Source organism: Hyphomonas sp. CACIAM 19H1 (assembly GCF_003325995.1).
Taxonomy (GTDB): Bacteria; Pseudomonadota; Alphaproteobacteria; order Caulobacterales; family Hyphomonadaceae; genus Hyphomonas; species Hyphomonas polymorpha.
Map to the genome: position 1 here is coordinate 3,613,500 of NZ_CP016437.1, position 21,414 is coordinate 3,634,913.

Consider the following 21,414-nt stretch of genomic DNA (forward strand, 5'->3'; position numbering starts at 1 on the left):
GCGCCGGAAATGGAAACGGGGCCGGGCATTGCGCTTTTGCCGCGCCTGCACCACCTTCGGCCAAAGCCAGCAAAGGAGCCCCGGCATGAGCGACCTGGACGTCAAACGCGAGGACGGCCCAACCGGCGGGCGCTATCTCGTCACCATCGATGGCCATACCGCCGAGATGACCTATTCCAAGGCTGGCGCGACACGCCTGATCATTGACCATACCGGCGTTCCCGACGCGCTGCGGGGCAAGGGCGCTGGCCAGGCAATGGTACAGCGCGCAGTGGAGGACGCCCGCGCGGCCGGCATCAAGATCATTCCCCTCTGCCCCTTTGCCAAGGCGCAGATCGGGAAACACCCCGAATGGCAGGATGTGCTGGCCTAAACACGCCGGATTGAGGGAGGCGGGACGATGGGCATCCTGTTGAGGATACTGGGCGTGATCTGGATTCTCGCCGGCATCGGTTTTGCTGTGGCCGCCGTCATCGGGGTCACGGCGGAGGCAGGCTCGGAGGCGGGCGGCGCTTATATCGTGGGCGCCTTCATTGGGGCGGGGCTGGTGATCACGCCCGTCTGGCTGACTGGCATTGCCTTCTTCCTCCTGCCCGGCTGGATCCGTAAACAGCTTACCAGCAAACAGACGGATATTTTCGCATGAGCCAGGACATCACCCATGACGCGGCGCGCCAGCGCTACAGCCTGATCGTTGACGGCGTGGAAGCCTACCTCACCTATGAGCGCCGCCAGCCGGGCGTGCGCCACATCACCCACACCATCGTGCCGGATGCCATCGGCGGACGCGGCCTGGGCAAGAAGCTCGTCACCGCCATCATGAACGACATCAAGGCCAGCGGCGAACACGTCACCTCAGCCTGCTGGTATGCCAGCGGCGTGATCGACAAGACGCCCGATTGGGCGGCCCTGAAAGCCTGACGGGATGCCAAGGCCCAAACCCTTCTGGAAAACCAAGACCCTGGAGGAAATGACCCCGGAGGAATGGGAAAGCCTGTGCGATGGCTGCGGCAAATGCTGTGTCGTCAAGCTGGAGGATGAAGACACTGGGGCGCTCGCCTATACGCGCCTGCACTGCAAGTTGCTCGACGGCAGCACCTGCCAGTGTTCCGACTATGCCAACCGCCGCAAGCATGTTCCCGATTGTGTGCAGCTCACGCCTGTGGTTGTCGAGCAGGTCGACTGGCTGCCGCGCACCTGCGCCTACCGGCTGATCCAGGAGGGAAAGCCCCTGCCCGCCTGGCACCACCTTGTCTGCGGCGACCGGGAGCGCATCCACGAACTCGGCCATTCCGTCCGCGGACAAACAGTCTCGGAAGATACCGTCTTCGAGGAAGACGAGATCGACTGGGTGATCGACTGGGAAGGCACCGAGCCATAACTGATTGGCTATGAGTTGTTGACAGACCCATAATCATCTGGTTATGGGTTGATATGGTTGAACACGGCGACATCTTCCGGGCCTTGTCCGATCCTACCCGCAGGGCGATCTTTGAGCGCCTGTGCCGGGAAGGTGAACAGTCGGTGCATGCGCTCACTGCCGGCGCCGCCATTTCCCAACCGGCAGTGTCCAAGCATCTCGGCGTGCTGCGGCAAGCTGGCCTCGTTTCCGGCCGGCAGGAGGGACGCGAGACGCATTACAGTCCCGAAATCGGCGCGCTGGCATCTCTCATCGACTGGACGCAGGAGATGCGCGCCTTCTGGGAACACCGTTTCGACAATCTCGAAGATCTCCTGAACAGGATGGACCAATGAACTGGAACAAACTGATACGGCAGGGGCACCGCTGGGTGTCCATAATCTTTACACTGCTGGTCACGGGCCTCTTCGCAGCGCAGGGTTTCGGATATCAGCCTGCGGAATGGGTTTTCCTGACCCCGCTGGCGCCGCTCGCGCTGCTGGTGCTGTCCGGGCTCTATCTTTTCGTCCTGCCGTATGTGATGGGCGGGCGCCGCCGGAAACCTTCCCCGCAATGAGCGGCAAGGCCGTTCTCCTGTCCGGCGGCAATCCACAGATCCCGAAAGGGTTCGGGAATGCGCCGGTGCAGGCCTATATTGCCGCCATGCCGGAATGGAAGCGCGGCGTGGGAGAACGGCTCGACGCGCTTGTCGAAAAGGCTGTGCCGGGCGTCAGGAAGGCCGTGAAATGGAATTCTCCCTTCTATGGCGTGGAAGAAGACAGCTGGTTCCTCAGCTATCACTGTTTCACCAAATACATCAAAGTCACCTTCTTCCGGGGCACGTCGCTTGCCCCCGCACCGACGGGCACCTCAAAACACCCCGAAGTACGCTATCTGGACATATACGAAAACAAGCTCGACGAAGATCAGTTCACAGATTGGGTGAGGCAGGCAAGCCGCTTGCCCGGAGAAAAGCTCTAAATGCCAAAATCCCCGGACAAGACCGAACAGGCTGTTGCCTCGGAACGGATTGACGCACGAATTGCCGAATTGGCAGACTGGCGCGGAGAGGCGCTCGCCGAGGCTCGCCGGCTGATCCATGCCGCCCTGCCGGGTGTTACCGAAACATGGAAATGGCGCGGTGTGCCGGTCTGGGAAAAGAACGGCATCCTCTGCACAGGCGAAACCTACAAGGACAAGGTCAAGCTGACCTTCGCCAAAGGCGCGACGCTGCCAGATCCACAGGGCCTCTTCAATGCCAGCCTGGAAGGCAATGCGCGTCGCGCCATTGATCTTTACAAGGACGACAAACTCAACACCAAGGCCTTCACCGCGCTCATCCGTGCCGCCGCAGAGCTGAATGCCTCCGGAAAGAAGAAATGACCGAGACCCGCTCCATTGTGATCGAACGCGACATTGCCCATCCGCCCGAAAAGATCTGGCGCGCGCTCACGACGCCCCACCTGATCGAAGAATGGCTGATGAAGAACGCGTTCGCGCCCATCGCCGGCCACAGGTTCCAACTGCGCGCCGATTGGGGCACCGTCGATTGCGAAGTTCTGGCCATCGAACCTGGTCGCGCGCTCGCCTACAGCTGGAATGCCGGCGACGACGCAACCGGCCTGCGCAGCACCGTCACCTGGACCCTCACGCCAACGCCCACCGGCACGCGCCTGCGCATGGAACAAAGCGGCTTCCGGAAGGGCCAGCCGCATTATTATGGCGGCGCAATGGCTGGCTGGCCGCGCATGATCGATACGATCGAAGCCATCGCGGCCCGGCCGGACTAGACGCGCCTTCAGCCATCCTTAACGGCGCCGTGCCACCCTGGCGGGATGGACGTTCTGCCCGCCTTCCTCGACCATCTGACCCGTGAGCGCCGCATGGCCGCCAAGACGGTGGAGGCCTATGGCAGCGATCTTTCCTTCTTCCTCGCCTTCCTGCGCGTGCATATGGGCGGAGAACCATCGCTTGCCATGCTGGCCGATGTGCGCGCGCGCGATATCCGCGCCTACCTCGCTGAACGCCGCCGCGAAGGGCTGTCAGACGCGAGCGTGGCGCGCATCCTCTCCTCCATCAAGGCGCTCTATCGCTGGGTAGACCGCGCCCATGGCATCAACAATGCCGAAGTGGGCTATCTGCAAGGCCCCCGCCGGCCCCAGCGCCTGCCCCGCCCGGTTTCCATAGATGCGGCCCGCGATCTCATCTCCGAGGCCGAGAGCGAGCCCGATCAGGAGCCGTGGATCAGCGCGCGGGACGCCGCGGTGCTCTCCCTGCTTTACGGCGCAGGCCTTCGTATCTCAGAAGCCCTCAGCCTGACGGGCGCTGATCTTCCGGCGCCGGAGCGCCTGCGCATCAAGGGCAAGGGTGGCAAGGTGCGGATCGTGCCGCTGATCCCGGCAGTGCGCGAAGCGATCCATTCGTATGCGGAAATCTGCCCCTGGGCGCTGACGCGCGACAAACCCCTCTTCCGGGGCGCCAAGGGCGGCGCCCTGAACCCGCGTCTTATCCAGGGCCTGATGCAGCGGATGCGCGCCTATCTGGGCCTGCCGGAAACGGCCACCCCCCACGCGCTGCGCCACGCCTTCGCGACCCATCTGTTGGCGAACGGGGCAGACCTGCGCGCCATCCAGACGCTGCTGGGCCACGCCTCGCTCTCCACAACGCAGGTCTATACGGGCATCGACTCTTCGCGCCTGCGCGAAGTTCATGCCGCCGCCCACCCGCGCGCCTGAGGGCCGCCTCAGGGCGCGAGCTGCGCCGTCAGAGCGTCCGCCAGCAGCCGGCCGCTCTCGGTGAGGGAAAGCTCCGACCCCTGCATTTTTACCCAGCCTTGTTCGGCAAACACCGCCAGCTTGTCGCGGGGCACCTGCTTGCCAGAAACGAGCTCCACCCGCCGCAGATCCACCCCCTCTGCCGCCCGCAGGCCCATGGCCAGCAACTCGCGCGCAATGTCGAGCGGAGGAAGCTTGCCCGCATCCGCCCAGCCTTCCTGCAGCATCTGCACGCCGGCTATATAGGCTTCCGGGCGCCGCTCAGCCTCGGTGGCATAGCGGTTGCCGCTGACCGAGAGACGGCCATGTGCGCCCGGGCCAACTCCGATCCAGTCCCCGCCCCGCCAGTAAACCAGATTGTGGCGCGACTGGTGGGCGGGCGAAGCGGCGTGATTTGACACTTCATAGGCCGGCATCCCAGCCCGCAGCGTCATCTGCTGGGTAAGTTCGTAAAGGTCTGCCTGGGCATCATCCGGCATCGGAACAATATCGCCACGCGCAGCGGCTTTTCCGAAGGCCGTGGCTGGCTCGAAGGTCAGCTCATAGAGGGACAGGTGCGGCGCGCCCAGCGCCAGTGCATCGGCAAGCTCTGCCTCCCAGTTGGCGGGCGACTGGCCGGGGCGGGCATAGATGAGATCCATGGAAACGGACTCGAACACTTTCAGCGCCCGTTTTACCGCTTCGGCGCCCGCCTCGGCATCATGATCGCGGCCGAGGAAAGCCAGCGCGGCGTCCCGCATGGACTGCACGCCGATCGACAGGCGCGTCACGCCTGCCCGGCGCAGCCCCGGAAGATCCGCCCTCAGAACATCGTTGGGGTTGGCCTCGAGCGTAATCTCGGCGCTTTCCTTGATGCCGAACGTGTCGGACGCCGCTTTCAGAATTTCGGCCACCTGCTCAGGCCGCAGCAACGCGGGTGTGCCGCCGCCGAAATACACCGTATCGAGCGCCCCATGCTCGGGCACCTTGCGGCGATGGGCGCGAATGTCGCCGGCGATGGCCGACACCAGCGGCTCAGTCACCCGGTCCTTGGCGGCATAGACATTGAAATCGCAATACGGGCAGATGCGCGCGCAATAGGGCCAATGGACATAAAGACCGAAACCGAAATGCGGGCCGAACGGAGCAAAAACCTGGGTCATGCGAGCAGCGCCGCACGCAGCTTTTCCACCGCCCGCGCCCTGTGGCTCATCGCATGTTTCCGCTCCGGCTCCATTTCGCCGAAGGTTTCCTTTTCGCCCATAGCCACGAAGACCGGGTCGTAACCAAACCCCCTCTGCCCCCGCGGTGGCCAGACCAGCGTACCGTGGACCTCGCCCTCATAGACAGCTTCCGCGCCATCGGGCCAGGCAACCGCCAGCGCGCAGACGAATTTGGCTGAACGGTCTGCCGATCCTGAAGCCTTGAGCTCTGCCTCCACCTTTTCCATCGCCTTGTAGAAATCCCGGGGTTCACCCGCCCAGCGGGCCGAATAGATACCCGGCTGGCCGCCCAGGGCGGTCACCGACAGGCCCGAATCATCCGACAGCGCCGGCAGGCCCGTCGCCTTCATGGCGGCGCGGGCCTTCAGCAGGGCGTTGCCCGCAAAACTATTCTCGGTTTCCTCCGGTTCATCCAGACCGAGCTCCAGGGCAGAAACAACCTCAAAACCATGGGGCGCGAACAGATCTTTCAGTTCGGACACCTTGCCCTTGTTGTGTGTAGCTGCCACGAGTTTTCCGGGGACGAGGCGGGGCATAGCCGTAGCTTTATTCACAGATATGTGGCTCCATTCTTGCTTTATGCGCGAATGCATATATCGTTATTCGGTAATAACGGGATGGCGCGCAGGCAAAGTTCCGCTTCATAAACCATCAACCGAACTGGGTGAAAAGGCCGGGTATGACAAAGACAGGCCGGAATTCGATGGCAGAGGCGATGACCGTTCTGGTCACCGTGGCGATGTGGATTGCAGGCGCTTTCGGCGTAATCGGCATTCCCGTGCTGAGCCTTGGCCTGATCGCGAGCCTTTCCAATGGCGAAGCCTCCCTGCCCGGCATCGAGGCGCTGGCAGATGGCGTATCGCCCGGCAGCTTCGTCATCGCGCTGGGCCTGCTCTGCGTCATCGTGCCGGGTGTGATCTTCATCTGTGTCCAGATGCGCCGGATCCTGCTGACCCTGGTGGAGGGCGATCCCTTCGTGCCGGAGAATGCCGGGCGCCTGTCGCGCATAGGTGTTGCCATCGCCGCGATGGAAATCATCCGGATTGTCACCCTCCTGGTGGTGCGCGCCATGCCCAGCCTCGTCGGAGACGCACCGCCAAAGCTCTCAACCCAGCTCATACTGTGGATTTCCGTGGCGGCGCTGTTCATCCTTTCCCAAGTCTTCCGGGAAGGCACCCGCCTTCGCGACGAAGAAAAAATGACGATCTGAGGAGCACAGACGGACATGACCATTCGCGTGACCCTCGACCGTGTGCTTCTGGAACGCCGCATGTCGCTGACTGAGCTTTCCGAGCGCGTGGGCGTTACTCTCGCCAACCTCTCGATCCTGAAAACCGGCAAGGCCAAGGCCATCCGCTTCTCAACTCTTGAAGCGCTTTGCCGCGAGCTGAAATGCCAGCCGGGGGACCTGCTCGTCTTCGACACCGAAGGCGAAGAAGACGAACGTCAGGTCGCGGCGGAATAGCGATCAATGGAATTAGATTGATTTTTAGGAATCAATGAATTATCATTGATTTATGCTCCCTCCCGATCACGCCTGTCTTCTTCTTTGTGACCTAAAAGGCTCGAGCGATTTTGGCGCGGAAAAAGGCGGCGAACTTCTTGGGCAATTGGAACCCCTGCTGGCCCAGATGAACGAGCGTCACGCGGCCAACATCATCCTGCCGCTGGAAATCAGTTATGGCGATGAAATTGCAGGATTGCTGCACCATCCGGAGGCCGCTTTCCAGATTGTGCGTACGCTGCGGGGGGGGCTTGGCATTCAAATGGCATTCCGCTTCGCGGTCGTATTCGGCCGGATCGGGGCCAGAACCTCCAATATCCGCCAAATCGGCGGGGAGGTCTTCACTGTCGGCAATGCCGCCATCAGTCGGCTGAAGCGTCAGAACCGGTTTGGCGAATGGCATATTTTCCAGGATGCTCGCGATATTGAGCTCACCCTGCTGACGAACCTCTGCCAAGGCTTCATCGCCCGGATGACGGACTATCAGTTTCTGGTTTACGCCCTCCTGGCCAAAGGCCTGTCACAAAAAGCGGTTGCCCAACGGCTGGGCAAATATCCGCAATCAGTTTCTGACGCAGTCCGCCGGGCGGAGATAGATCTGGTGATCGAAGCAGAAAATCAGATAATCAACCGGCTGCGCACCCACAATCAATCGAATATCATTGTTTTGGAGAAATCAATTGAATCCCATTGATATCTCCATCCTGGTAGGCATGGCGCTTGGATCGCACGTTCTCTCCACGCTGATCATCCGCCTTGGCATCCCCCGCCTCAAATCCGGCGACACTCCCGCCACCGAGGGCGGCGCCCTTCCCGAGAGCACCAAGGGCCGCGTCTTTGATCTGGGATCGACCGGCTTCTGGATTGGGCTGTGTGAAACACTCCTGATCTTCATTCTGGTCAGCGCCCAGCAGTTCAGCGCCCTGGCGATTATCATCGGGGTCAAACAGTTCGTGCGTAGCGACAAGATCCAGCAGAACCCGTCTTACTACCTGCTCGGCACCCTCTGTAACCTGACGATCGCCACTCTGTTCGCCCTGACGGCAAACCAGCTGATCAGCGGCTGAAGCCTGCTTAGAGCCCCAGCGCGGCCCGCTGCGCCGCAAACAGCTCCGTGCAGCCTTTCTCGGCCAAGCGCATCATCTCATCCAGTTCCGGGCGCGACATCGGGCGGGATTCGCCGGTGCCCTGCACTTCGATGAAGCCCCCATCAGAACTCATCACCACGTTCATGTCCGCCTCACCGGCTGAATCCTCAGGGTAATCCACGTCCAGCACCGGCATGTCCTGGAAGAGACCCACCGAGATCGCGGCGGCCTGTTTCAGGATCGGCTCCGCCTTGATCACACCTTCGGTCTGAAGATAACGGCAGGCCATGGCGAGGGCCACAAAGCCGCCGGTGATCGACGCCGTGCGCGTGCCGCCATCAGCCTGGATCACGTCGCAATCGATGGTGATCGTGTTCTCGCCAAGGGCGGCGAGGTTGACCACTGAGCGCATGGAACGCCCGATCAGGCGCTGGATTTCCTGCGTGCGTCCGGACTGTTTGCCAGCGGCGGCCTCGCGGCGCCCGCGGGTGTGGGTGGCGCGCGGCAGCATGCCATATTCGCCGGTCACCCAGCCCTCGCCCTTGCCCTTCATCCAGCCGGGCACGCCCTTTTCCCAGCTGGCGGTACACAGCACATGCGTGTGACCAAACCTGGCGAGGCACGATCCTTCGGCATAGCGCGCGACGCCGGTTTCAAGCGAAATCGGGCGCAGCTGGTCAAAAGCGCGGCCCGAGGGGCGAACAAGATTTGGCATCTTCGGGAATCCTTCTAGCTGATGGCCTGATTTGCGGGTTTTGCTGCGCCTGTCTACACCGGCAGCTGTCAACGGAGAGCAGAAGAGCGATGGCCACGGATATCGAGATTGCCCGCGCGGCGAAGAAACTGCCGGTCCAGGACATCGCCGCCCGCATCGGCGCAGCCCCGGAAGACATCATCCCCTACGGCCACGACAAGGCGAAACTCTCAGCCAGCTTCCTGCAGCGCCAATCCGCCCGGCCGGGTGGCAAGCTGATCCTCGTCACCGCCATCAACCCGACGCCCGCCGGTGAGGGCAAGACCACCACCTCCATTGGCCTCGCCGACGCGATGAACCGCATCGGGGCGAATACACTTCTCTGCCTGCGCGAACCCTCGCTCGGCCCCTGCTTCGGCATGAAGGGCGGCGCCACCGGCGGCGGCCTTGCCCAGATCGTGCCGATGGAAGACATCAACCTGCATTTCACCGGCGACTTCCACGCCATCACCTCGGCCCACAATCTTCTCTCCGCCCTCGTCGATAACCACATTCATTGGGGCGGTGAGCCCAAGCTGGAAACCGTGCGCACCAGCTGGCGCCGCGTGATGGACATGAACGACCGTAGCCTGAGGAATATCGTCTCCGGCCTTGGCGGGCCCGGCAACGGCGCCCCTTCCGAAACCGGGTTCGACATCACCGTCGCCTCCGAGGTGATGGCCATCCTCTGCCTTGCAACAGATGCGGAAGATCTGGAGGCCCGCCTGTCCCGCATTATCGTTGGCTATACGCGTGAGAAGGTCGCCGTTACCGCCGCTGACATCAAGGCCACCGGCGCGATGATGGCGCTGTTGCGCGACGCGATGCTGCCAAACCTTGTCCAGACGCTGGAGAACAACCCCTGCCTCGTGCATGGCGGCCCGTTCGCCAACATCGCCCATGGCTGCAACTCCGTGATCGCCACAAGCGCTGCTCTGAAAATGGCCGACTATGTTGTCACCGAAGCCGGCTTCGGCGCAGACCTTGGCGCCGAGAAATTTCTCAACATCAAATGCCGCCAGGCGGGGCTTGCGCCCGATGCCGTGGTTCTCGTTGCCACCATCCGTGCGCTGAAGATGCATGGCGGCCTCGCCAAGGATGAGCTGAGCAAGGTCAGCTATGAAGCGCTGGAAAAGGGCCTCGCCAATCTCGCCCGCCATATCGAAAACCTGCGCAGCTTTGGCCTGCCGGTCGTCGTGGCGATCAATCGCTTCACTACCGACACCGAAGGCGAAGTTCACGCCCTGCAGGCCTATTGCGAAAAACTCTCCGTATCCGTCGCGCTCTGCACCCACTGGGCCGAAGGCGGCAAGGGCGCTGAAACCCTCGCCCGCAGCGTGGTCAAACTGATCGAAGACGGCACTGCCGATTTCAAGCCGCTGTACCCGGACAATCTCTCCCTGCTGGAAAAGATCGAAGCCGTGGCGAAATCCATCTACCGGGCAGACCGGGTGGAGGCAGCCCGCGCGGTGAAAAACCTGCTAGCCGCATGGGAAAAGGCCGGCTTTGGCCACCTGCCCGTGTGCATGGCGAAGACCCAGTACAGCTTCTCCACAGACCCTGCCCTGCTCGGCGCGCCGGAAGGCCATGTGGTCCGTCTTCGGGAAGTGCGCCTCGCTGCCGGGGCGGGCTTCGTTGTCGCCATCTGCGGCGACATCATGACCATGCCTGGCCTTCCGCGCCGCCCCGCCGCCGAGCATATCCACCTCAATGCCCACGGCCAGATCGAAGGGCTGAACTGACCCGGCCATAGATCTATTTAGCTAAACCCAAAAATAGCTCTTGACTCGATATTAGCATAATTGCTAATTAGCAGATATGGAAAACAGCGTTTTCAAAGCCTTGGCCCATCCGGCCCGCCGGCAGCTTCTCGCCCTGCTGCGCAAGGGGCCCCGCCTCGCCGGCGACCTTGCAGCAGAGTTCGAGGCGAGCTGGCCAACCATGAGCCGCCATCTGGCGGTGCTGAAGGAGGCCGAGCTGATTACAGCCGAGCGGCAGGGAAACCAGATCCTCTACCGCGTGAACACAAGCGTTCTGGAAGACGCAGCCACCGCCCTGCTCGGGCTGCTGGGCCGGGACAATGGCGATGACGACCTTAAGGAGGCAGCCGAATGAAACCCTTTATCCGCACCGGCCTGATCGCATCGGCCATCGCCTTTCTGCTCACATCCGGCATCGCGCTCACCACCTGGAACGCCCTGCCCGAAACCGGCGATATTCCGGTTCATTGGGGCTCGGACGGACAGGCAGATCAGTTTGCGAGCAAGAGTGACGCCTGGGTCTATCTGCTGATCCTTCCAGGCACCGTGCTTCTGACCGGCCTCCTTCTCGCGCTCGTCCCGGCGATTGATCCGCGCAAACGCAATATCGATACCGGGCGGCGGGCCTATCTGGCGACATGGGTCGGCGTCATGACGCTCTTGACCTTCGTTCAAGGCGGCATCGCCTTCGGCATGCTGGGAACCGGGGAGGATACCCTTTACTCCGACACGATGGTCCGTCTGGTGATCGCGGCTTGCGGCGCCCTCTTCATCGTCATCGGCAATTACCTGCCGAAAACCCGCTCCAGCTTCATGTTCGGCATCCGCACCCCCTGGACCCTGTCTTCGGACATCGCCTGGGAGAAGACCCACCGCCTGGCGGGCCCATTGTTCATGGTTGCCGGCGCCCTGGGTATGGCGGGCGCCTTTCTCTTCAGCGGCATCTGGCTGGGCCTGCAGCTGTCGGTCCTGGTGGTCTCCGCTGCCCTCATTGCTGCGGTTTATTCCTACTTCGTCTGGCGCAAGGCTGACGACCGGGATGCCGGATCCGGCCTCACCATCTAAGGCTGGCCCCATCAACACTATTGAACCGCGCATGTACCGCCCTTAATCCAGAGACATGGCGGACCAGTCAGACATCCTCAGCCTCATGCAACGGCTCGACCAGCGCTCCCGGAACATTTTCCGGGAGATCGTCGAGGGCTATCTGGCAACGGGCGAGCCGGTCGGCTCGCGCACCCTTTCCAAGGCGGGCATTGCCCTCTCCCCGGCCTCCATCCGCAATGTGATGGCAGACCTGACAGACCTCGGCCTGCTCGACGCCCCCCACATCTCTGCCGGCCGCGCGCCCACCCACAAGGGCCTGCGCCTCTTCGTCGACGGTTTCCTCGAATACGGAGACCCTTCCCGGGAAGACAAGAAACAGATCGACGACCGGCTGGCCTCCGCGGGCACCGATCTGGAAGCGGTTCTGGGGGAAGCCTCCGACATCCTCTCCGGCCTTGCCGGGGGGGCAGGCCTTGTCGCCTCCCCCGCCCGGGACGCGGCGGTGCGGCATGTCGAATTTGTTCCCCTTGCCGGCGGAGAGGCCCTCTGCGTGCTTGTCACCGAGGACGGCGACGTTGAAAACCGCATCCTCAAGGTGCCAGATGGCCTGCCTGCCACCGCGCTGATCGAGGCGGGAAACTACCTCTCCACGCGCCTCAAGGGCCGCACCTTGGCCGAGGCGGCCAGCGAGGTGCGCGCCGAACTGCAGGACCGGCGCGCGGCGCTGGACGCGGCCACCACAGCCCTCGTCGAAGCAGGCCTTGCCGAATGGGGCGGAGACGCGCCGGGCCGCGGCCGCAGCCTGATCGTGCGGGGCCGCGCCAATCTTTTGGAAGACGCCAAGGCCGCCCAGGATCTCGACCGGGTGCGGCAATTGTTCAACGAGCTTGAACGGCAGCAAAGCCTGCTTGAAATTCTCGACACAACGCGCGAAGCGGGCGGCGTGCGTCTGTTCATCGGGTCAGAAAACAGGCTTTTTCCGTTGTCTGGTTCAAGTGTGATCGTGGCACCCTATATGGGCGGCACAAAACATGTGATCGGGGCACTCGGAGTGATCGGGCCAACACGGCTCAATTATGCCAGGGTGATCCCGATGGTAGATTATACCGCAAAGGTCGTGGGGGAGATCCTCTCGTCCCGGCGCGGAAAGGATGGGAAGTGATGAGCGACGAAAACAAACCGGGTGAAGCCGCTGAAATCGACGCCGGTGTAAACCCTGAAGCCAAGGCGGAAGAAACCGTCACGGTCGAGGAGCTGATTGTGCGCCTTGAGGCAGAGAAGGCCGATATGAACGGCCAGATCCTGCGCCTGCTGGCCGACCTCGACAACACCCGCAAGCGGGCTGACCGCCAGGTCAGCGAAGCCCGCATCTATGCCATCGAGAAATTCGCCGCTGACCTGCTCAGCGTATCGGACAATCTCGCCCGCGCCCTTGACGCCCTGCCCGAAAGCGAGCGCGGCGGGCTTACAGATGCCGGGAAAAACCTCCTCGGTGGCATTGAGATGACCGCCAAGGAACTCAACACCGCCCTCTCCCGGCACGGCGTTGTGCCTGTGGCGGCAGATCCCGGCGCGCCGTTTGACCCCAACGTCCATCAGGCCGTGGCGCAAATCCCGTCGGAGCAGCCTTCGGGCACCATCGCGCAGCTCTTCCAGCCCGGCTGGCGTATTGGCGATCGCACCCTGCGCGCCGCCATGGTGGCCGTCAGCACCGGCCCGGCGAACTGAATACGGATGCGGCTAAGGTGCGGGATCAGTCCCGCACCACCCGCCACGCCGTAACCGTGCCCGGCAGCCAGTTGGGCACGATCACCACATCGCCGAACACGGCCAGGTCATTCTGCAGGATGCCGCCTGCCTGGGTATCCAGCAGCGTCGTCACCTGCCCGTCTTCGCTGACATAATGGATATGGCCCGGCCAGCTCGACACCAGATACCCGCCGCCCGGCACCAGGCCAACACCGTCAGCATCCTTCATGCCGCGCGCCAGGATTTGCTCAGCGTCAGCGCCGCGCAGTTCGATCAGATAGCCCTCGGCCATCGTTGAGATCAGCAGCCGCTCGCCATCCCCCAGCAAGCCATTGATGCCTGCCCAATCGGTGGAGGCGCCCAGGAGCCGCGGACCTTCCGGTGTCAACCGGTGAATGCTCGCCGCGCCGGAGTCTGAAACCAGCACCTCGCCCTGCCAGACCGTCATGTCGTTCAGCATCTGGGCGCTGTCGATGCTGATCGTGTCCCGTTTTGTCCCGTTATGGACGTCGAATGTCACCACCTGGTCGATATCGGCCACATAGAGGGTATCGCCCAGCACCGTCATGCCCTTGGGCGCGTCCAGCCCCTCGGCCCAGCGCAGCATCAGCATTGTGCCGTCCGCCCCCAGCTTGGACACAAACCCCTTGCCTTCCTTTGTGCTGCCGTCCCCGGTCACATTGGAAATGAAATAGCTGCCATCAGGCGCAAGGGCGGCGCCCTCAGGCGCGTCGAAGCCATCGGTTACCCACAGCTGTTCCAGCCGTGGCGCGCTCGCCGCCGCTGTCTCAGGTCCGGCCGCTTCCTCAGCATCGGCAGCAGCTTCGACCGCATCAGGCTGGTCGGCTGGCACGCTCGCGGGCCCACACGCGCCCAGAAGAACAAGTGAAATCGCCGTCACACTGGCGGCTGCCAACAGGCGCATGAATTTCTCCCAGAGTTTTCCGGAGCCAACCCTGCCTCAGCCCTGCCCGGCTGGCCAGCTGTTCCGTGGGAGAATACCCCTTCAGCCAACCGCCTCGGCCGCCGCCTCAGGTACGCGACGGCCACCAATGCCGATCCGTTCCCAGGCGCGTTCATGCAGCGTATAGGCCACCGTCTGCACCAGCGGCTCGATCATCCCGATCGCCAGCGCGGCATGCCAGCTGCCGGTCAGGGCAAAGGCGACGGAGATGGCCACGGCAAAGTGCATGGCGCTATAGGTCAGGGTCTTAAGGGCCGGGCGCGGCATGGGAGGAAACCTCATTCTCATGAGAGGACATATGCGCTCTTTGAGAATGATTTTCAAATCGGAACGGGTTGCCCGCGTCATAGAGCGCGCCTATGGGGCAAATCTGTCATGGCCTCTTGAGCCTGCCCCACAGTTCCCCATATCGAGGGCCAAAGAAGCGAGCGGATTTAATCCCCCAACTCGCTGCTCAAAACTGAACCCTTGATAGAGCCATTGGCGGCGCGGGGCTGCTGAGCAGACCGAACCCAAACGAAGCCAGTGGCGGCTGACGAAAGAGAGAGACATATATGAGCAAGATCATCGGTATCGACCTCGGCACCACCAACTCCTGCGTGGCCGTCATGGAAGGCGGCCAGGCCAAGGTCATCGAAAACGCAGAAGGCGCCCGCACGACCCCGTCGGTGGTGGCCTTCACTGAAAGCGGCGAACGCCTCATCGGTATGCCCGCGCGCCGTCAGGCGGTGACCAACCCTGACTTCACCTTCTACGCCATCAAGCGCCTGATCGGCCGCACCTTCGACGATCCGACCGCGCAGAAGGACAAGGAACTGTCCCCCTTCGCCATCGTCAAAGGCCCTGCCGGCGACGCCTGGGTGAAAGGCCGCGACAAGGATTACGCCCCGCAGGAAATCTCCGCCTTCATCCTCACCAAGATGAAAGAGACCGCTGAAGCCTATCTCGGCTCCAAGGTTACCCAGGCCGTCATCACCGTCCCGGCCTACTTTAACGATGCCCAGCGACAGGCCACCAAGGATGCTGGCCGCATCGCCGGCCTTGAAGTGCTCCGCATCATCAACGAGCCGACCGCCGCAGCCCTCGCTTACGGCCTCGACAAGGGCGGCAACAAGACCATCGCCGTCTACGACCTTGGCGGCGGCACTTTCGACGTCTCACTGCTCGAAATCGGTGATGGCGTGTTCGAAGTGCTTTCCACCAATGGGGACACCTTCCTCGGCGGTGAAGACTTCGACCTGCGCGTCGTCGATTTCCTGGCTGCAGAGTTCAAGAAGGAACAGGGCATCGACCTGAAGGCCGACAAGCTGGCCCTCCAGCGCCTCAAGGAAGAAGCCGAAAAGGCCAAGAAAGAGCTGTCTTCGGCCAGCCAGTATGAAGTGAACCTGCCTTTCATCACGGCAGACGCGACCGGCCCGAAACACCTCAACATCAAACTGACGCGCGCCAAGTTCGAAAGCCTGGTCGAAGACCTCGTCCAGCGCACCATCGAGCCGTGCAGGAAAGCTCTGAAGGATGCCGGCAAGTCTCCTTCCGACATTGACGAAGTCGTCCTCGTCGGCGGCATGACGCGCATGCCGGCCGTCCAGGAAGCGGTGAAGAAATTCTTTGGCCGCGAGCCCCATAAGGGCGTCAACCCGGATGAAGTCGTCGCCATCGGCGCCGCGATCCAGGGCGGCATCCTGCAAGGCGACGTCAAAGACGTGGTCCTCCTCGACGTGACCCCGCTCTCGCTCGGCATCGAAACCCTTGGCGGTATCTTCACCCGCCTGATCGAGCGCAACACCACGATCCCGACGAAGAAGTCCCAGGTCTTCTCGACGGCAGAGGACAACCAGCCTGCGGTGACCATCAAGGTTGCCCAGGGCGAGCGCGAAATGGCTGCTGACAACAAGCAGCTCGGCCAGTTCAATCTCGAAGGCATTGCCCCGGCCCCGCGCGGCCTGCCGCAAATCGAGGTCACCTTCGACATCGACGCCAACGGCATCGTTTCGGTCTCGGCCAAGGACAAGGCCACCGGCAAGGAACAGCAGATCACCATCCAGGCAGATGGCGGCCTCTCTGAAGCCGACATCAAGAAGATGATGGCTGAAGCTGAATCCAACGCCGCCGGTGACAAGGCCCGCCGCGAACTGGTCGAAGCCAAGAACCACGCCGAAGCTCTGGTCCACCAGACCGAGAAGCAGATGGTCGAGCACGGCTCGAAAGTCTCCGACGCGGTGAAAGGCGAGATCGAAAAAGCCATCGCCGATCTGAAAGAAGCCGCGGCCGGCGACAACACCGCCGACATCTCGGCCAAGCATCAGGCCCTGATGAACGCCGCGATGAAACTCGGCGAAGCCATCTACGCCGCTCAGGGTGCTGGCGCCACTGAGGGGGAAGACGCGCCCCAGTCCGGCAATGACGATGTGGTCGATGCCGACTTTGAAGAAGTCGACGAGCGCAAGTAAGGCTGGTTCATCCCGACACAAACAAAACCCCGCCGGATCACTCCGGCGGGGTTTTTCTTTTGCGGGGCAGCGCTGCGCCGGGCAGAGCTTCTGGTCTTATGCCTGCGCCGCTTCAATCCAGCGTGTCACGAGCTCCGGCAGCGTCTTCTCGGCTACCGTCACCTCTTCCATTCCGCCAAACGCCGCCAGGGCACGAATATCGGACTGGAAGACCAGCAGCCCCGTCTCATCGGCAATCAGTGGCGGCCCGCCCTTATTTTCCTTGCGCGCCGTATCGCAATGGAAAATCAGACGAACCGATTTCCGGTCCCCGAAATTGAAGGTGAGGTAGTGCACACCGCCAAGCGAATAGCTGGGCGCGTTCCATTTGATGCCTTCCTCGAAGCGGGGGGCCTTCAGGCCCCGGATGATCTTGCGCAGGGCTTCGGCCTCTGCGCGTTTGGGGTGCGCAAGCGCCGCCATGAATTCATCCGGAGTGGCTGATTTCCCCGGCATGCTACATCGTCACCACGACCTTGCCCTGCGCCTTGCGGTCCTGCAGTTCACGGATGGCATCGGCCGCCTGCTCCATCGGATAGGTGTTGGAAACATGCGGGCGGATCTTGCCGGCCTTGTAGAGGTCGAACAGCTCCTTCACGTTCTGCTGGTGGGCCTTCGGGTCCCGCGCTACCGCCGCGCCCCAGAACACGCCGCGCACATCGCAACTTTTCAGGAGCGTCAGGTTCAGCGGCAGCTTCGGAATGCCCGCCGGGAAGCCGATCACGAGGAAGCGCCCTTCCCAGTTCATCGCGCGCACGGCCGGCTCGGCATAATTGCCGCCCACGCCGTCATATATGATATCGACCCCGCCGCCGGAAACGGCCTTGATGTCGTCGGAGAATTTCTTCTGCCCGTCGCGGTCCAGTTCGCGCTCATAGACAAGGCCCTTGTCCGCGCCCTTGGACAGGCAGAAATCCACCTTCTCCTGGCTGGAGCAGGCAGCGATCACTTCCAGGCCCATGGCCTTACCAAGTTCCACGGCCGCAATGCCCACCCCGCCGGCAGCGCCCAGCACCAGCAGCTTCTCGCCGGGCTTGGGATCGCCCCGATCCTTGATGGCGTAGTAAGAGGTGCCATAGGTCATCAGGAAGGCAGCGGCCTCCTCGAACGGCATCCCTTCGGGGATCGGCATCACGCCATGGGCCGGCGCGAGGCAATATTCGGCCATGCCGCCATTGCCGGTGGAGGCCAGCACCCGGTCGCCCGGCTTCACATGGGCAACGCCCTCGCCCACAGCCGAGACAATCCCGGCCACTTCCCCGCCCGGAGAGAACGGGCGCGGCGGCTTGAACTGGTACATGTCCTGAATGATCAGCACGTCGGGATAGTTCACCCCGCACGCTTTCACCTGCACCAGAACCTGCCCCTTGCCAGGGGTTGGCACTGGCACATCCTCGATCACGAGTGTTTCTGGCCCACCGACCACTTTCGACAGTACGGCTTTCATATGCCTCTCCCTTCAAAGCTTGTTGTTTCGACCTTCAGACGGTAGCCATGCCGCGAGCAGGCGCCAAGCCTTACGCAAGGGGAAAGGACCCGCAACGATGTCGAAAATCTGGGCCATCGCCATCCATGGCGGCGCCGGACCGATCCCCGGCCGCGACTACGCCCCGGAAGAGGCCCACATCGCAGGCCTGCTGAGACGCGGGGCCGAGGCGCTCGCGAACGGCGAAGCTGCGCTCGATGTCGTCGAAGCCATGGTGCTCGACCTGGAAGCCTCTGGTCTTTATGTCGCCGGCAAGGGCGCCAGCCCCAATACGGCCGGGGAATGGGAACTCGACGCCGCCATCATGGACGGGCGCACACGCAATGCCGGTGCTGTCGGCGCGCTGCAGGGCTTTGAAAGCCCCATCCGCGCCGCCCGCGTCGTGCTGGAGAAAACCCCCAACGTGCTGATCGTCGGCAAGGGCGCCGCGGCCATCGCCGGCGCCGCGGGCCTTGCCCGCGTCACTGATCCGGCAAGCTATTACGGGGCGGTTGATGAAGACACCGTCCAGGACGGCAAAGTGCAGATGGGCACGGTCGGCGCCGTTGCGCTCGACATCTATGGCGATATGGCCGCCGCCACCTCCACCGGCGGTGTTCTCTCCAAGACCCCCGGCCGGATCGGTGACACGCCGATCATCGGGGCTGGCACCTGGGCGGACGAACGCTGCGCCATTTCCTGCACCGGTCTTGGCGAATATTTCATCCGGGCGAACGCTGCCGCCGATGTGTCCGCCCGCATCCGCTATGGCGGTGAGACGCTGGCCCCTGCCCTCAGGGGCGCGCTGGACGATGTCAAACGTCTCGGCGGCAATGGCGGGATGATCGGCGTCTCCGCCAATGGCGACCTCGCAGCTGGGTTCAATTCCAGCGGACTGAAACGCGGCCTGGCTGACTGGAAAGGCCGTTTCGAAGTAGCAACCTTCCTATGACCGTACTTTTCTGGGCTCTCGCCGTCATCATCGTCTTTGCCATCGCGCTGGCCGCGCAGATGCGGATGATGATATCCATGGTTCTGCGCCGGGCATTGGCCGCAAAGTTTGGCGGCGGCCCGAATGATGTCGAATACCGCGCGGCCATCCTGTCTCTGGGCCGGGAGCCGGCCGAGACCGAGGCGGCGAAATATCTGGAGACAGACTATCCCAAACCGCTTGCCCATATGAAGCTCGCCCGCCGGGTTTCCCTGGCCGGCCCCCTTGCCCTGCTGATTGTCGTCGCGATTGGCCGCTTCTGGCTGGGGGCATTCTGATGCGGGGCTATTTCGCCATAGGCTCCGAGCGCATCTCCAAGCCGATGAACCTCGGCGCGCTTATGCGTACGGCCCATGCCTTTGGCGCGAGCTTCGTTTTCTCGATCGATGCAGAACGCAATCTCAAGGAAGCCTACGCATCGGACACCTCCAAATCCGCAGGCCAGATTCCCTATTATCAGTGGGACTCACTGGACGAGATGCAGCTGCCCAAAGGCTGCCAACTGGTCGGGATCGAGCTGACCGATGACGCCGTGGAGCTGCCCGTCTTCCGGCATCCTCCGCAGGCGGCCTATATCCTTGGGCCGGAAAAGGGCAACCTCTCTGCCGCTGCGCTTGAGCGCTGCGCGCATGTGGTGAAGATCCCGACCCGTTTCTGTATCAATGTCAGCTTGGCGGGCGCTCTGGTCATGTATGACCGGCATCTTTCGATGGGCGGCTATGGCCCCAAACCCATCATGCCGGGCGGCCCGGAGGGCGCACGCCACAAACATGTTCAGGGTCCTGACAGAAAAAAAGCCGGCAGCTGAGCCTTCAGCGCACGCCGAGCAGCTTCTGCACCATGCCCATGACACCGGTGAACCGCAGGCCGCCATCGCGCACGGCAAGGGCGTAGCAAACCTCGTCCTCATCCGCGACGGGCTGATGTGTATCGTTGGGGCCATTCATGCTGACATCGCCTGGCCCATAAGTGCCCCGCTCATCAGTGAAGCCGCCGGCAAGAACCATCGTGAACTCGTTGCCGCCATGGGAATGCCGCGGGATCCTGGAGCCGGCCGCGATCCGGTAAAGCTCCACATCCATGGAAGAGCCCACATCCAGCTTCAACCGCTTCAGGCCCAGCCCAAGCATCTGCCAGCCCTGCCGGCCTGCCGCATCAAGCGCCGCAGAACGCACAGGCTCAGGCAGGCTGAGCAACTCGTTAATTGCGTCCCCAGCCGATTTTCCGGCAGCGCGCTGAATCTCGACCGGAACCTCGAGCGCGTCGATCAGGGCGAGCGTGCGCTCCAGCGCGCCGGCGCTCATCCGGGCCGCAGGCGCCGCCTCAAGGAAGTTGCCAGCGATCATCTCGCTTACGGCAACCGAGCCGCGCACATCGGCACGTATCAGACTTTGGGCCTCCAGCATCATGGCAAAGGCGGGATCAATACATCCCGCCGCATAGGCGCTGTAGAGTTCGCTGAAGGAGTTTTGCGGGGCAGCAGTCATTGGCGTCAGGGGTATCTCTATTCCTTTCAGCAAACATTGTCCGGTTTGATATTTCGTCAAGGAAACACAGCCGGAGATTGCAGTTGCCGGGTCAGATCCCGCCTTCCAGTTCTCCTTTCAGCCGCATGAATGCCAGCCGGATACGGGATTTGACCGTGCCCAGCGGTAGATTGAAGGCTCTGGCGATCTCCGAATGGGAGAGACCATCATAAAACGCGGCCTGGACCAGGATCAGCTGATCCTGTGGCAGGCTGGCCAGCCGCTGGCGCACGGCGGCGTCCAGCTGCTCGCGGGATACCGTTTCATCTGGGGTCTGGATCTCCGGTGGCTGCAGCACCGGATCGTCTGCATTGAGTTCGGGGCGGCGCTGGCGCCGCTGGGCGTCGATCCGGCGGTTACGCGCAATTCTGAAAATCCACGTAGAGACCGAGGCCTGCTGCCGGTCATACATTCCCGCCTTCTGCCAGACGGCGATCATCACCTCCTGCGCGAGTTCCTCGGCTTCGGCGTCCCCCGCCCCCAAGCGCAACATGAAAGCCTTCACGCGCGGGGCATAATAGCTGAACAGTTCGGAGAAGGCGTTGCGGCACCGGCGTTCGGCAATGGCAGCCATCTGGTCTGCATGCCGTTCCCGCATGACCGGGTCTGCTATGCGGACGGTATGGTCGAACACGCGCCGGGCCTTTCGGGGATACGAACGCGCATTGTCTGTCTTCAGGAACGGTAAGGCAACCATGGCGCTTGTAATTTCCCTGTTGTGCC

32 protein-coding genes are annotated in these 21,414 nt (G+C 62.7%); 23 read left to right on the forward strand and 9 right to left on the reverse strand.

Annotation, left to right across the window (positions count from 1 at the left end; all coding sequences use genetic code 11):
- Positions 1–85 precede the first annotated feature (85 nt).
- From BBF93_RS16855 to BBF93_RS16900, 10 genes are read left to right on the forward strand one after another with little or no spacing between them, the layout of a single operon-like run.
- A complete protein-coding gene (locus BBF93_RS16855; RefSeq protein WP_035600404.1) occupies positions 86–373 on the forward strand; it encodes a GNAT family N-acetyltransferase in 288 nt (95 codons plus the stop codon).
- A gap of 27 nt (positions 374–400) precedes the next feature.
- Complete coding sequence (locus tag BBF93_RS16860; RefSeq protein WP_114106680.1) at positions 401–646, forward strand: hypothetical protein; 246 nt, start codon at positions 401–403, stop codon at positions 644–646.
- The gene (locus BBF93_RS16865; protein WP_035600399.1) at positions 643–921 is read left to right on the forward strand and encodes a GNAT family N-acetyltransferase; all 279 of its coding nucleotides are present in this window, start codon (positions 643–645) and stop codon (positions 919–921) included. Before BBF93_RS16860 ends, BBF93_RS16865 begins: the two co-directional genes overlap by 4 nt.
- 4 nt (positions 922–925) lie before the next feature.
- Positions 926–1,381, forward strand: coding sequence for a YcgN family cysteine cluster protein (locus BBF93_RS16870; protein ID WP_114106681.1), 456 nt, complete (start codon positions 926–928; stop codon positions 1,379–1,381).
- A gap of 53 nt (positions 1,382–1,434) precedes the next feature.
- Complete coding sequence (locus BBF93_RS16875; protein ID WP_114106682.1) at positions 1,435–1,755, forward strand: helix-turn-helix transcriptional regulator; 321 nt, start codon at positions 1,435–1,437, stop codon at positions 1,753–1,755.
- Complete coding sequence (locus BBF93_RS16880; protein WP_035600393.1) at positions 1,752–1,976, forward strand: hypothetical protein; 225 nt, start codon at positions 1,752–1,754, stop codon at positions 1,974–1,976. The genes BBF93_RS16875 and BBF93_RS16880 overlap by 4 nt, the downstream gene beginning before the upstream one ends.
- Entirely contained in the window at positions 1,973–2,380 is a 408-nt protein-coding gene (locus BBF93_RS16885) for a DUF1801 domain-containing protein (RefSeq protein ID WP_114106683.1), read from the forward strand. Before BBF93_RS16880 ends, BBF93_RS16885 begins: the two co-directional genes overlap by 4 nt.
- Complete coding sequence (locus BBF93_RS16890; RefSeq protein WP_114106684.1) at positions 2,381–2,782, forward strand: DUF1801 domain-containing protein; 402 nt, start codon at positions 2,381–2,383, stop codon at positions 2,780–2,782. It abuts the gene before it with no gap.
- On the forward strand, positions 2,779–3,189 hold the full coding sequence (locus BBF93_RS16895; protein WP_035600389.1) for an SRPBCC domain-containing protein: 411 nt from the start codon (positions 2,779–2,781) through the stop codon (positions 3,187–3,189). The genes BBF93_RS16890 and BBF93_RS16895 overlap by 4 nt, the downstream gene beginning before the upstream one ends.
- Positions 3,190–3,234: 45 nt before the next feature.
- The gene (locus BBF93_RS16900; protein ID WP_035600388.1) at positions 3,235–4,134 is read left to right on the forward strand and encodes a tyrosine recombinase XerC; all 900 of its coding nucleotides are present in this window, start codon (positions 3,235–3,237) and stop codon (positions 4,132–4,134) included.
- An 8-nt stretch (positions 4,135–4,142) separates the two neighbouring features.
- On the opposite strand, the gene hemW is transcribed toward BBF93_RS16900, so the two are convergent.
- Both hemW and rdgB read right to left on the reverse strand, forming a co-directional pair.
- Positions 4,143–5,315, reverse strand: coding sequence for a radical SAM family heme chaperone HemW (gene hemW / locus BBF93_RS16905; RefSeq protein ID WP_114106685.1), 1,173 nt, complete (start codon positions 5,313–5,315; stop codon positions 4,143–4,145).
- On the reverse strand, positions 5,312–5,911 hold the full coding sequence (gene rdgB, locus BBF93_RS16910; protein WP_162786618.1) for an RdgB/HAM1 family non-canonical purine NTP pyrophosphatase: 600 nt from the start codon (positions 5,909–5,911) through the stop codon (positions 5,312–5,314). The genes hemW and rdgB overlap by 4 nt, the downstream gene beginning before the upstream one ends.
- Before the next feature lie 143 nt (positions 5,912–6,054).
- Between rdgB and BBF93_RS16915 the strand changes: the two genes are divergently transcribed.
- Genes BBF93_RS16915 through BBF93_RS16930 form a run of 4 tightly spaced genes read left to right on the forward strand, consistent with a single transcriptional unit; the run spans position 6,055 to position 7,946 of the window.
- Positions 6,055–6,585, forward strand: coding sequence for a DUF2975 domain-containing protein (locus tag BBF93_RS16915; RefSeq protein WP_233349186.1), 531 nt, complete (start codon positions 6,055–6,057; stop codon positions 6,583–6,585).
- Positions 6,586–6,600: 15 nt separating this feature from the next.
- Positions 6,601–6,840 (forward strand): helix-turn-helix transcriptional regulator, encoded by a 240-nt coding sequence (locus BBF93_RS16920; protein WP_011648280.1) that lies wholly within the window; start codon positions 6,601–6,603, stop codon positions 6,838–6,840.
- A 52-nt stretch (positions 6,841–6,892) separates the two neighbouring features.
- The gene (locus BBF93_RS16925) at positions 6,893–7,573 is read left to right on the forward strand and encodes a hypothetical protein (protein WP_114106687.1); all 681 of its coding nucleotides are present in this window, start codon (positions 6,893–6,895) and stop codon (positions 7,571–7,573) included.
- Positions 7,560–7,946, forward strand: coding sequence for a hypothetical protein (locus BBF93_RS16930; protein WP_035600381.1), 387 nt, complete (start codon positions 7,560–7,562; stop codon positions 7,944–7,946). Before BBF93_RS16925 ends, BBF93_RS16930 begins: the two co-directional genes overlap by 14 nt.
- Positions 7,947–7,953: 7 nt before the next feature.
- On the opposite strand, the gene rph is transcribed toward BBF93_RS16930, so the two are convergent.
- The gene (gene rph, locus BBF93_RS16935; protein WP_035600379.1) at positions 7,954–8,682 is read right to left on the reverse strand and encodes a ribonuclease PH; all 729 of its coding nucleotides are present in this window, start codon (positions 8,680–8,682) and stop codon (positions 7,954–7,956) included.
- An 89-nt stretch (positions 8,683–8,771) separates the two neighbouring features.
- Between rph and BBF93_RS16940 the strand changes: the two genes are divergently transcribed.
- From BBF93_RS16940 to BBF93_RS16960, 5 genes are all read left to right on the forward strand, one after another.
- The gene (locus BBF93_RS16940) at positions 8,772–10,442 is read left to right on the forward strand and encodes a formate--tetrahydrofolate ligase (protein WP_114106688.1); all 1,671 of its coding nucleotides are present in this window, start codon (positions 8,772–8,774) and stop codon (positions 10,440–10,442) included.
- Positions 10,443–10,518: 76 nt separating this feature from the next.
- On the forward strand, positions 10,519–10,815 hold the full coding sequence (locus tag BBF93_RS16945) for a metalloregulator ArsR/SmtB family transcription factor (RefSeq protein ID WP_035600375.1): 297 nt from the start codon (positions 10,519–10,521) through the stop codon (positions 10,813–10,815).
- Positions 10,812–11,525 carry an SdpI family protein gene (locus tag BBF93_RS16950; protein WP_035600373.1) on the forward strand — a complete coding sequence of 238 codons (714 nt, stop codon included), beginning with the start codon at positions 10,812–10,814 and terminating at the stop codon, positions 11,523–11,525. Before BBF93_RS16945 ends, BBF93_RS16950 begins: the two co-directional genes overlap by 4 nt.
- A gap of 55 nt (positions 11,526–11,580) precedes the next feature.
- Positions 11,581–12,669, forward strand: a complete 1,089-nt coding sequence (gene hrcA, locus BBF93_RS16955) for a heat-inducible transcriptional repressor HrcA (RefSeq protein WP_051612658.1) — start codon at positions 11,581–11,583, stop codon at positions 12,667–12,669.
- Positions 12,669–13,235, forward strand: coding sequence for a nucleotide exchange factor GrpE (locus BBF93_RS16960; protein ID WP_035600372.1), 567 nt, complete (start codon positions 12,669–12,671; stop codon positions 13,233–13,235). The genes hrcA and BBF93_RS16960 overlap by 1 nt, the downstream gene beginning before the upstream one ends.
- A 25-nt stretch (positions 13,236–13,260) precedes the next feature.
- Here BBF93_RS16960 and BBF93_RS16965 read toward each other — a convergent pair whose 3' ends face one another.
- On the reverse strand, positions 13,261–14,181 hold the full coding sequence (locus BBF93_RS16965; protein WP_114106689.1) for a hypothetical protein: 921 nt from the start codon (positions 14,179–14,181) through the stop codon (positions 13,261–13,263).
- A gap of 81 nt (positions 14,182–14,262) precedes the next feature.
- Positions 14,263–14,487, reverse strand: coding sequence for a DUF2061 domain-containing protein (locus BBF93_RS16970; RefSeq protein WP_035600485.1), 225 nt, complete (start codon positions 14,485–14,487; stop codon positions 14,263–14,265).
- A 287-nt stretch (positions 14,488–14,774) separates the two neighbouring features.
- Between BBF93_RS16970 and dnaK the strand changes: the two genes are divergently transcribed.
- Positions 14,775–16,670, forward strand: a complete 1,896-nt coding sequence (gene dnaK / locus BBF93_RS16975; RefSeq protein ID WP_114106690.1) for a molecular chaperone DnaK — start codon at positions 14,775–14,777, stop codon at positions 16,668–16,670.
- 96 nt (positions 16,671–16,766) lie between these two features.
- On the opposite strand, the gene BBF93_RS16980 is transcribed toward dnaK, so the two are convergent.
- Both BBF93_RS16980 and BBF93_RS16985 read right to left on the reverse strand, forming a co-directional pair.
- A complete protein-coding gene (locus tag BBF93_RS16980) occupies positions 16,767–17,132 on the reverse strand; it encodes a DUF1801 domain-containing protein (RefSeq protein ID WP_162786619.1) in 366 nt (121 codons plus the stop codon).
- A 34-nt stretch (positions 17,133–17,166) separates the two neighbouring features.
- Entirely contained in the window at positions 17,167–18,156 is a 990-nt protein-coding gene (locus BBF93_RS16985) for an NADPH:quinone oxidoreductase family protein (RefSeq protein WP_035600369.1), read from the reverse strand.
- A gap of 97 nt (positions 18,157–18,253) precedes the next feature.
- Here BBF93_RS16985 and BBF93_RS16990 point away from each other — a divergent pair, with 97 nt between their 5' ends.
- Genes BBF93_RS16990 through BBF93_RS17000 form a run of 3 tightly spaced genes read left to right on the forward strand, consistent with a single transcriptional unit; the run spans position 18,254 to position 19,973 of the window.
- Entirely contained in the window at positions 18,254–19,126 is an 873-nt protein-coding gene (locus tag BBF93_RS16990; RefSeq protein ID WP_114106692.1) for an isoaspartyl peptidase/L-asparaginase family protein, read from the forward strand.
- Positions 19,123–19,443 (forward strand): hypothetical protein, encoded by a 321-nt coding sequence (locus tag BBF93_RS16995; protein WP_114106693.1) that lies wholly within the window; start codon positions 19,123–19,125, stop codon positions 19,441–19,443. The genes BBF93_RS16990 and BBF93_RS16995 overlap by 4 nt, the downstream gene beginning before the upstream one ends.
- A complete protein-coding gene (locus BBF93_RS17000) occupies positions 19,443–19,973 on the forward strand; it encodes an RNA methyltransferase (RefSeq protein ID WP_114106694.1) in 531 nt (176 codons plus the stop codon). The genes BBF93_RS16995 and BBF93_RS17000 overlap by 1 nt, the downstream gene beginning before the upstream one ends.
- 4 nt (positions 19,974–19,977) lie before the next feature.
- On the opposite strand, the gene BBF93_RS17005 is transcribed toward BBF93_RS17000, so the two are convergent.
- Complete coding sequence (locus BBF93_RS17005; protein WP_051612655.1) at positions 19,978–20,652, reverse strand: ChrR family anti-sigma-E factor; 675 nt, start codon at positions 20,650–20,652, stop codon at positions 19,978–19,980.
- Positions 20,653–20,743: 91 nt separating this feature from the next.
- The gene (locus BBF93_RS17010) at positions 20,744–21,388 is read right to left on the reverse strand and encodes a sigma-70 family RNA polymerase sigma factor (protein WP_233349187.1); all 645 of its coding nucleotides are present in this window, start codon (positions 21,386–21,388) and stop codon (positions 20,744–20,746) included.
- Positions 21,389–21,414: the final 26 nt, after the last annotated feature.

Bases quoted from the DNA above. Each gene is read 5' to 3' on its own strand.
- BBF93_RS16960 (WP_035600372.1), top strand. From the start codon at position 12,669: ATGAGCGACGAAAACAAACCGGGTGAAGCCGCTGAAATCGACGCCGGT.
- BBF93_RS16920 (WP_011648280.1), top strand. From the start codon at position 6,601: ATGACCATTCGCGTGACCCTCGACCGTGTGCTTCTGGAACGCCGCATG.
- BBF93_RS16995 (WP_114106693.1), top strand. From the start codon at position 19,123: ATGACCGTACTTTTCTGGGCTCTCGCCGTCATCATCGTCTTTGCCATC.
- BBF93_RS16990 (WP_114106692.1), top strand. From the start codon at position 18,254: ATGTCGAAAATCTGGGCCATCGCCATCCATGGCGGCGCCGGACCGATC.
- BBF93_RS16870 (WP_114106681.1), top strand. From the start codon at position 926: ATGCCAAGGCCCAAACCCTTCTGGAAAACCAAGACCCTGGAGGAAATG.
- rph (WP_035600379.1), bottom strand. From the start codon at position 8,682: ATGCCAAATCTTGTTCGCCCCTCGGGCCGCGCTTTTGACCAGCTGCGC.
- BBF93_RS16965 (WP_114106689.1), bottom strand. From the start codon at position 14,181: ATGCGCCTGTTGGCAGCCGCCAGTGTGACGGCGATTTCACTTGTTCTT.
- BBF93_RS16885 (WP_114106683.1), top strand. From the start codon at position 1,973: ATGAGCGGCAAGGCCGTTCTCCTGTCCGGCGGCAATCCACAGATCCCG.
- BBF93_RS16925 (WP_114106687.1), top strand. From the start codon at position 6,893: ATGCTCCCTCCCGATCACGCCTGTCTTCTTCTTTGTGACCTAAAAGGC.
- hrcA (WP_051612658.1), top strand. From the start codon at position 11,581: ATGGCGGACCAGTCAGACATCCTCAGCCTCATGCAACGGCTCGACCAG.
- BBF93_RS16985 (WP_035600369.1), bottom strand. From the start codon at position 18,156: ATGAAAGCCGTACTGTCGAAAGTGGTCGGTGGGCCAGAAACACTCGTG.
- dnaK (WP_114106690.1), top strand. From the start codon at position 14,775: ATGAGCAAGATCATCGGTATCGACCTCGGCACCACCAACTCCTGCGTG.
- BBF93_RS16915 (WP_233349186.1), top strand. From the start codon at position 6,055: ATGACAAAGACAGGCCGGAATTCGATGGCAGAGGCGATGACCGTTCTG.
- BBF93_RS16855 (WP_035600404.1), top strand. From the start codon at position 86: ATGAGCGACCTGGACGTCAAACGCGAGGACGGCCCAACCGGCGGGCGC.
- hemW (WP_114106685.1), bottom strand. From the start codon at position 5,315: ATGACCCAGGTTTTTGCTCCGTTCGGCCCGCATTTCGGTTTCGGTCTT.
- BBF93_RS16945 (WP_035600375.1), top strand. From the start codon at position 10,519: ATGGAAAACAGCGTTTTCAAAGCCTTGGCCCATCCGGCCCGCCGGCAG.
- BBF93_RS16980 (WP_162786619.1), bottom strand. From the start codon at position 17,132: ATGGCGGCGCTTGCGCACCCCAAACGCGCAGAGGCCGAAGCCCTGCGC.
- BBF93_RS16900 (WP_035600388.1), top strand. From the start codon at position 3,235: ATGGACGTTCTGCCCGCCTTCCTCGACCATCTGACCCGTGAGCGCCGC.
- BBF93_RS17000 (WP_114106694.1), top strand. From the start codon at position 19,443: ATGCGGGGCTATTTCGCCATAGGCTCCGAGCGCATCTCCAAGCCGATG.
- BBF93_RS16860 (WP_114106680.1), top strand. From the start codon at position 401: ATGGGCATCCTGTTGAGGATACTGGGCGTGATCTGGATTCTCGCCGGC.
- rdgB (WP_162786618.1), bottom strand. From the start codon at position 5,911: ATGCCCCGCCTCGTCCCCGGAAAACTCGTGGCAGCTACACACAACAAG.
- BBF93_RS16970 (WP_035600485.1), bottom strand. From the start codon at position 14,487: ATGCCGCGCCCGGCCCTTAAGACCCTGACCTATAGCGCCATGCACTTT.
- BBF93_RS17005 (WP_051612655.1), bottom strand. From the start codon at position 20,652: ATGACTGCTGCCCCGCAAAACTCCTTCAGCGAACTCTACAGCGCCTAT.
- BBF93_RS16950 (WP_035600373.1), top strand. From the start codon at position 10,812: ATGAAACCCTTTATCCGCACCGGCCTGATCGCATCGGCCATCGCCTTT.
- BBF93_RS16880 (WP_035600393.1), top strand. From the start codon at position 1,752: ATGAACTGGAACAAACTGATACGGCAGGGGCACCGCTGGGTGTCCATA.
- BBF93_RS16865 (WP_035600399.1), top strand. From the start codon at position 643: ATGAGCCAGGACATCACCCATGACGCGGCGCGCCAGCGCTACAGCCTG.
- BBF93_RS16890 (WP_114106684.1), top strand. From the start codon at position 2,381: ATGCCAAAATCCCCGGACAAGACCGAACAGGCTGTTGCCTCGGAACGG.
- BBF93_RS17010 (WP_233349187.1), bottom strand. From the start codon at position 21,388: ATGGTTGCCTTACCGTTCCTGAAGACAGACAATGCGCGTTCGTATCCC.
- BBF93_RS16940 (WP_114106688.1), top strand. From the start codon at position 8,772: ATGGCCACGGATATCGAGATTGCCCGCGCGGCGAAGAAACTGCCGGTC.
- BBF93_RS16875 (WP_114106682.1), top strand. From the start codon at position 1,435: ATGGTTGAACACGGCGACATCTTCCGGGCCTTGTCCGATCCTACCCGC.
- BBF93_RS16895 (WP_035600389.1), top strand. From the start codon at position 2,779: ATGACCGAGACCCGCTCCATTGTGATCGAACGCGACATTGCCCATCCG.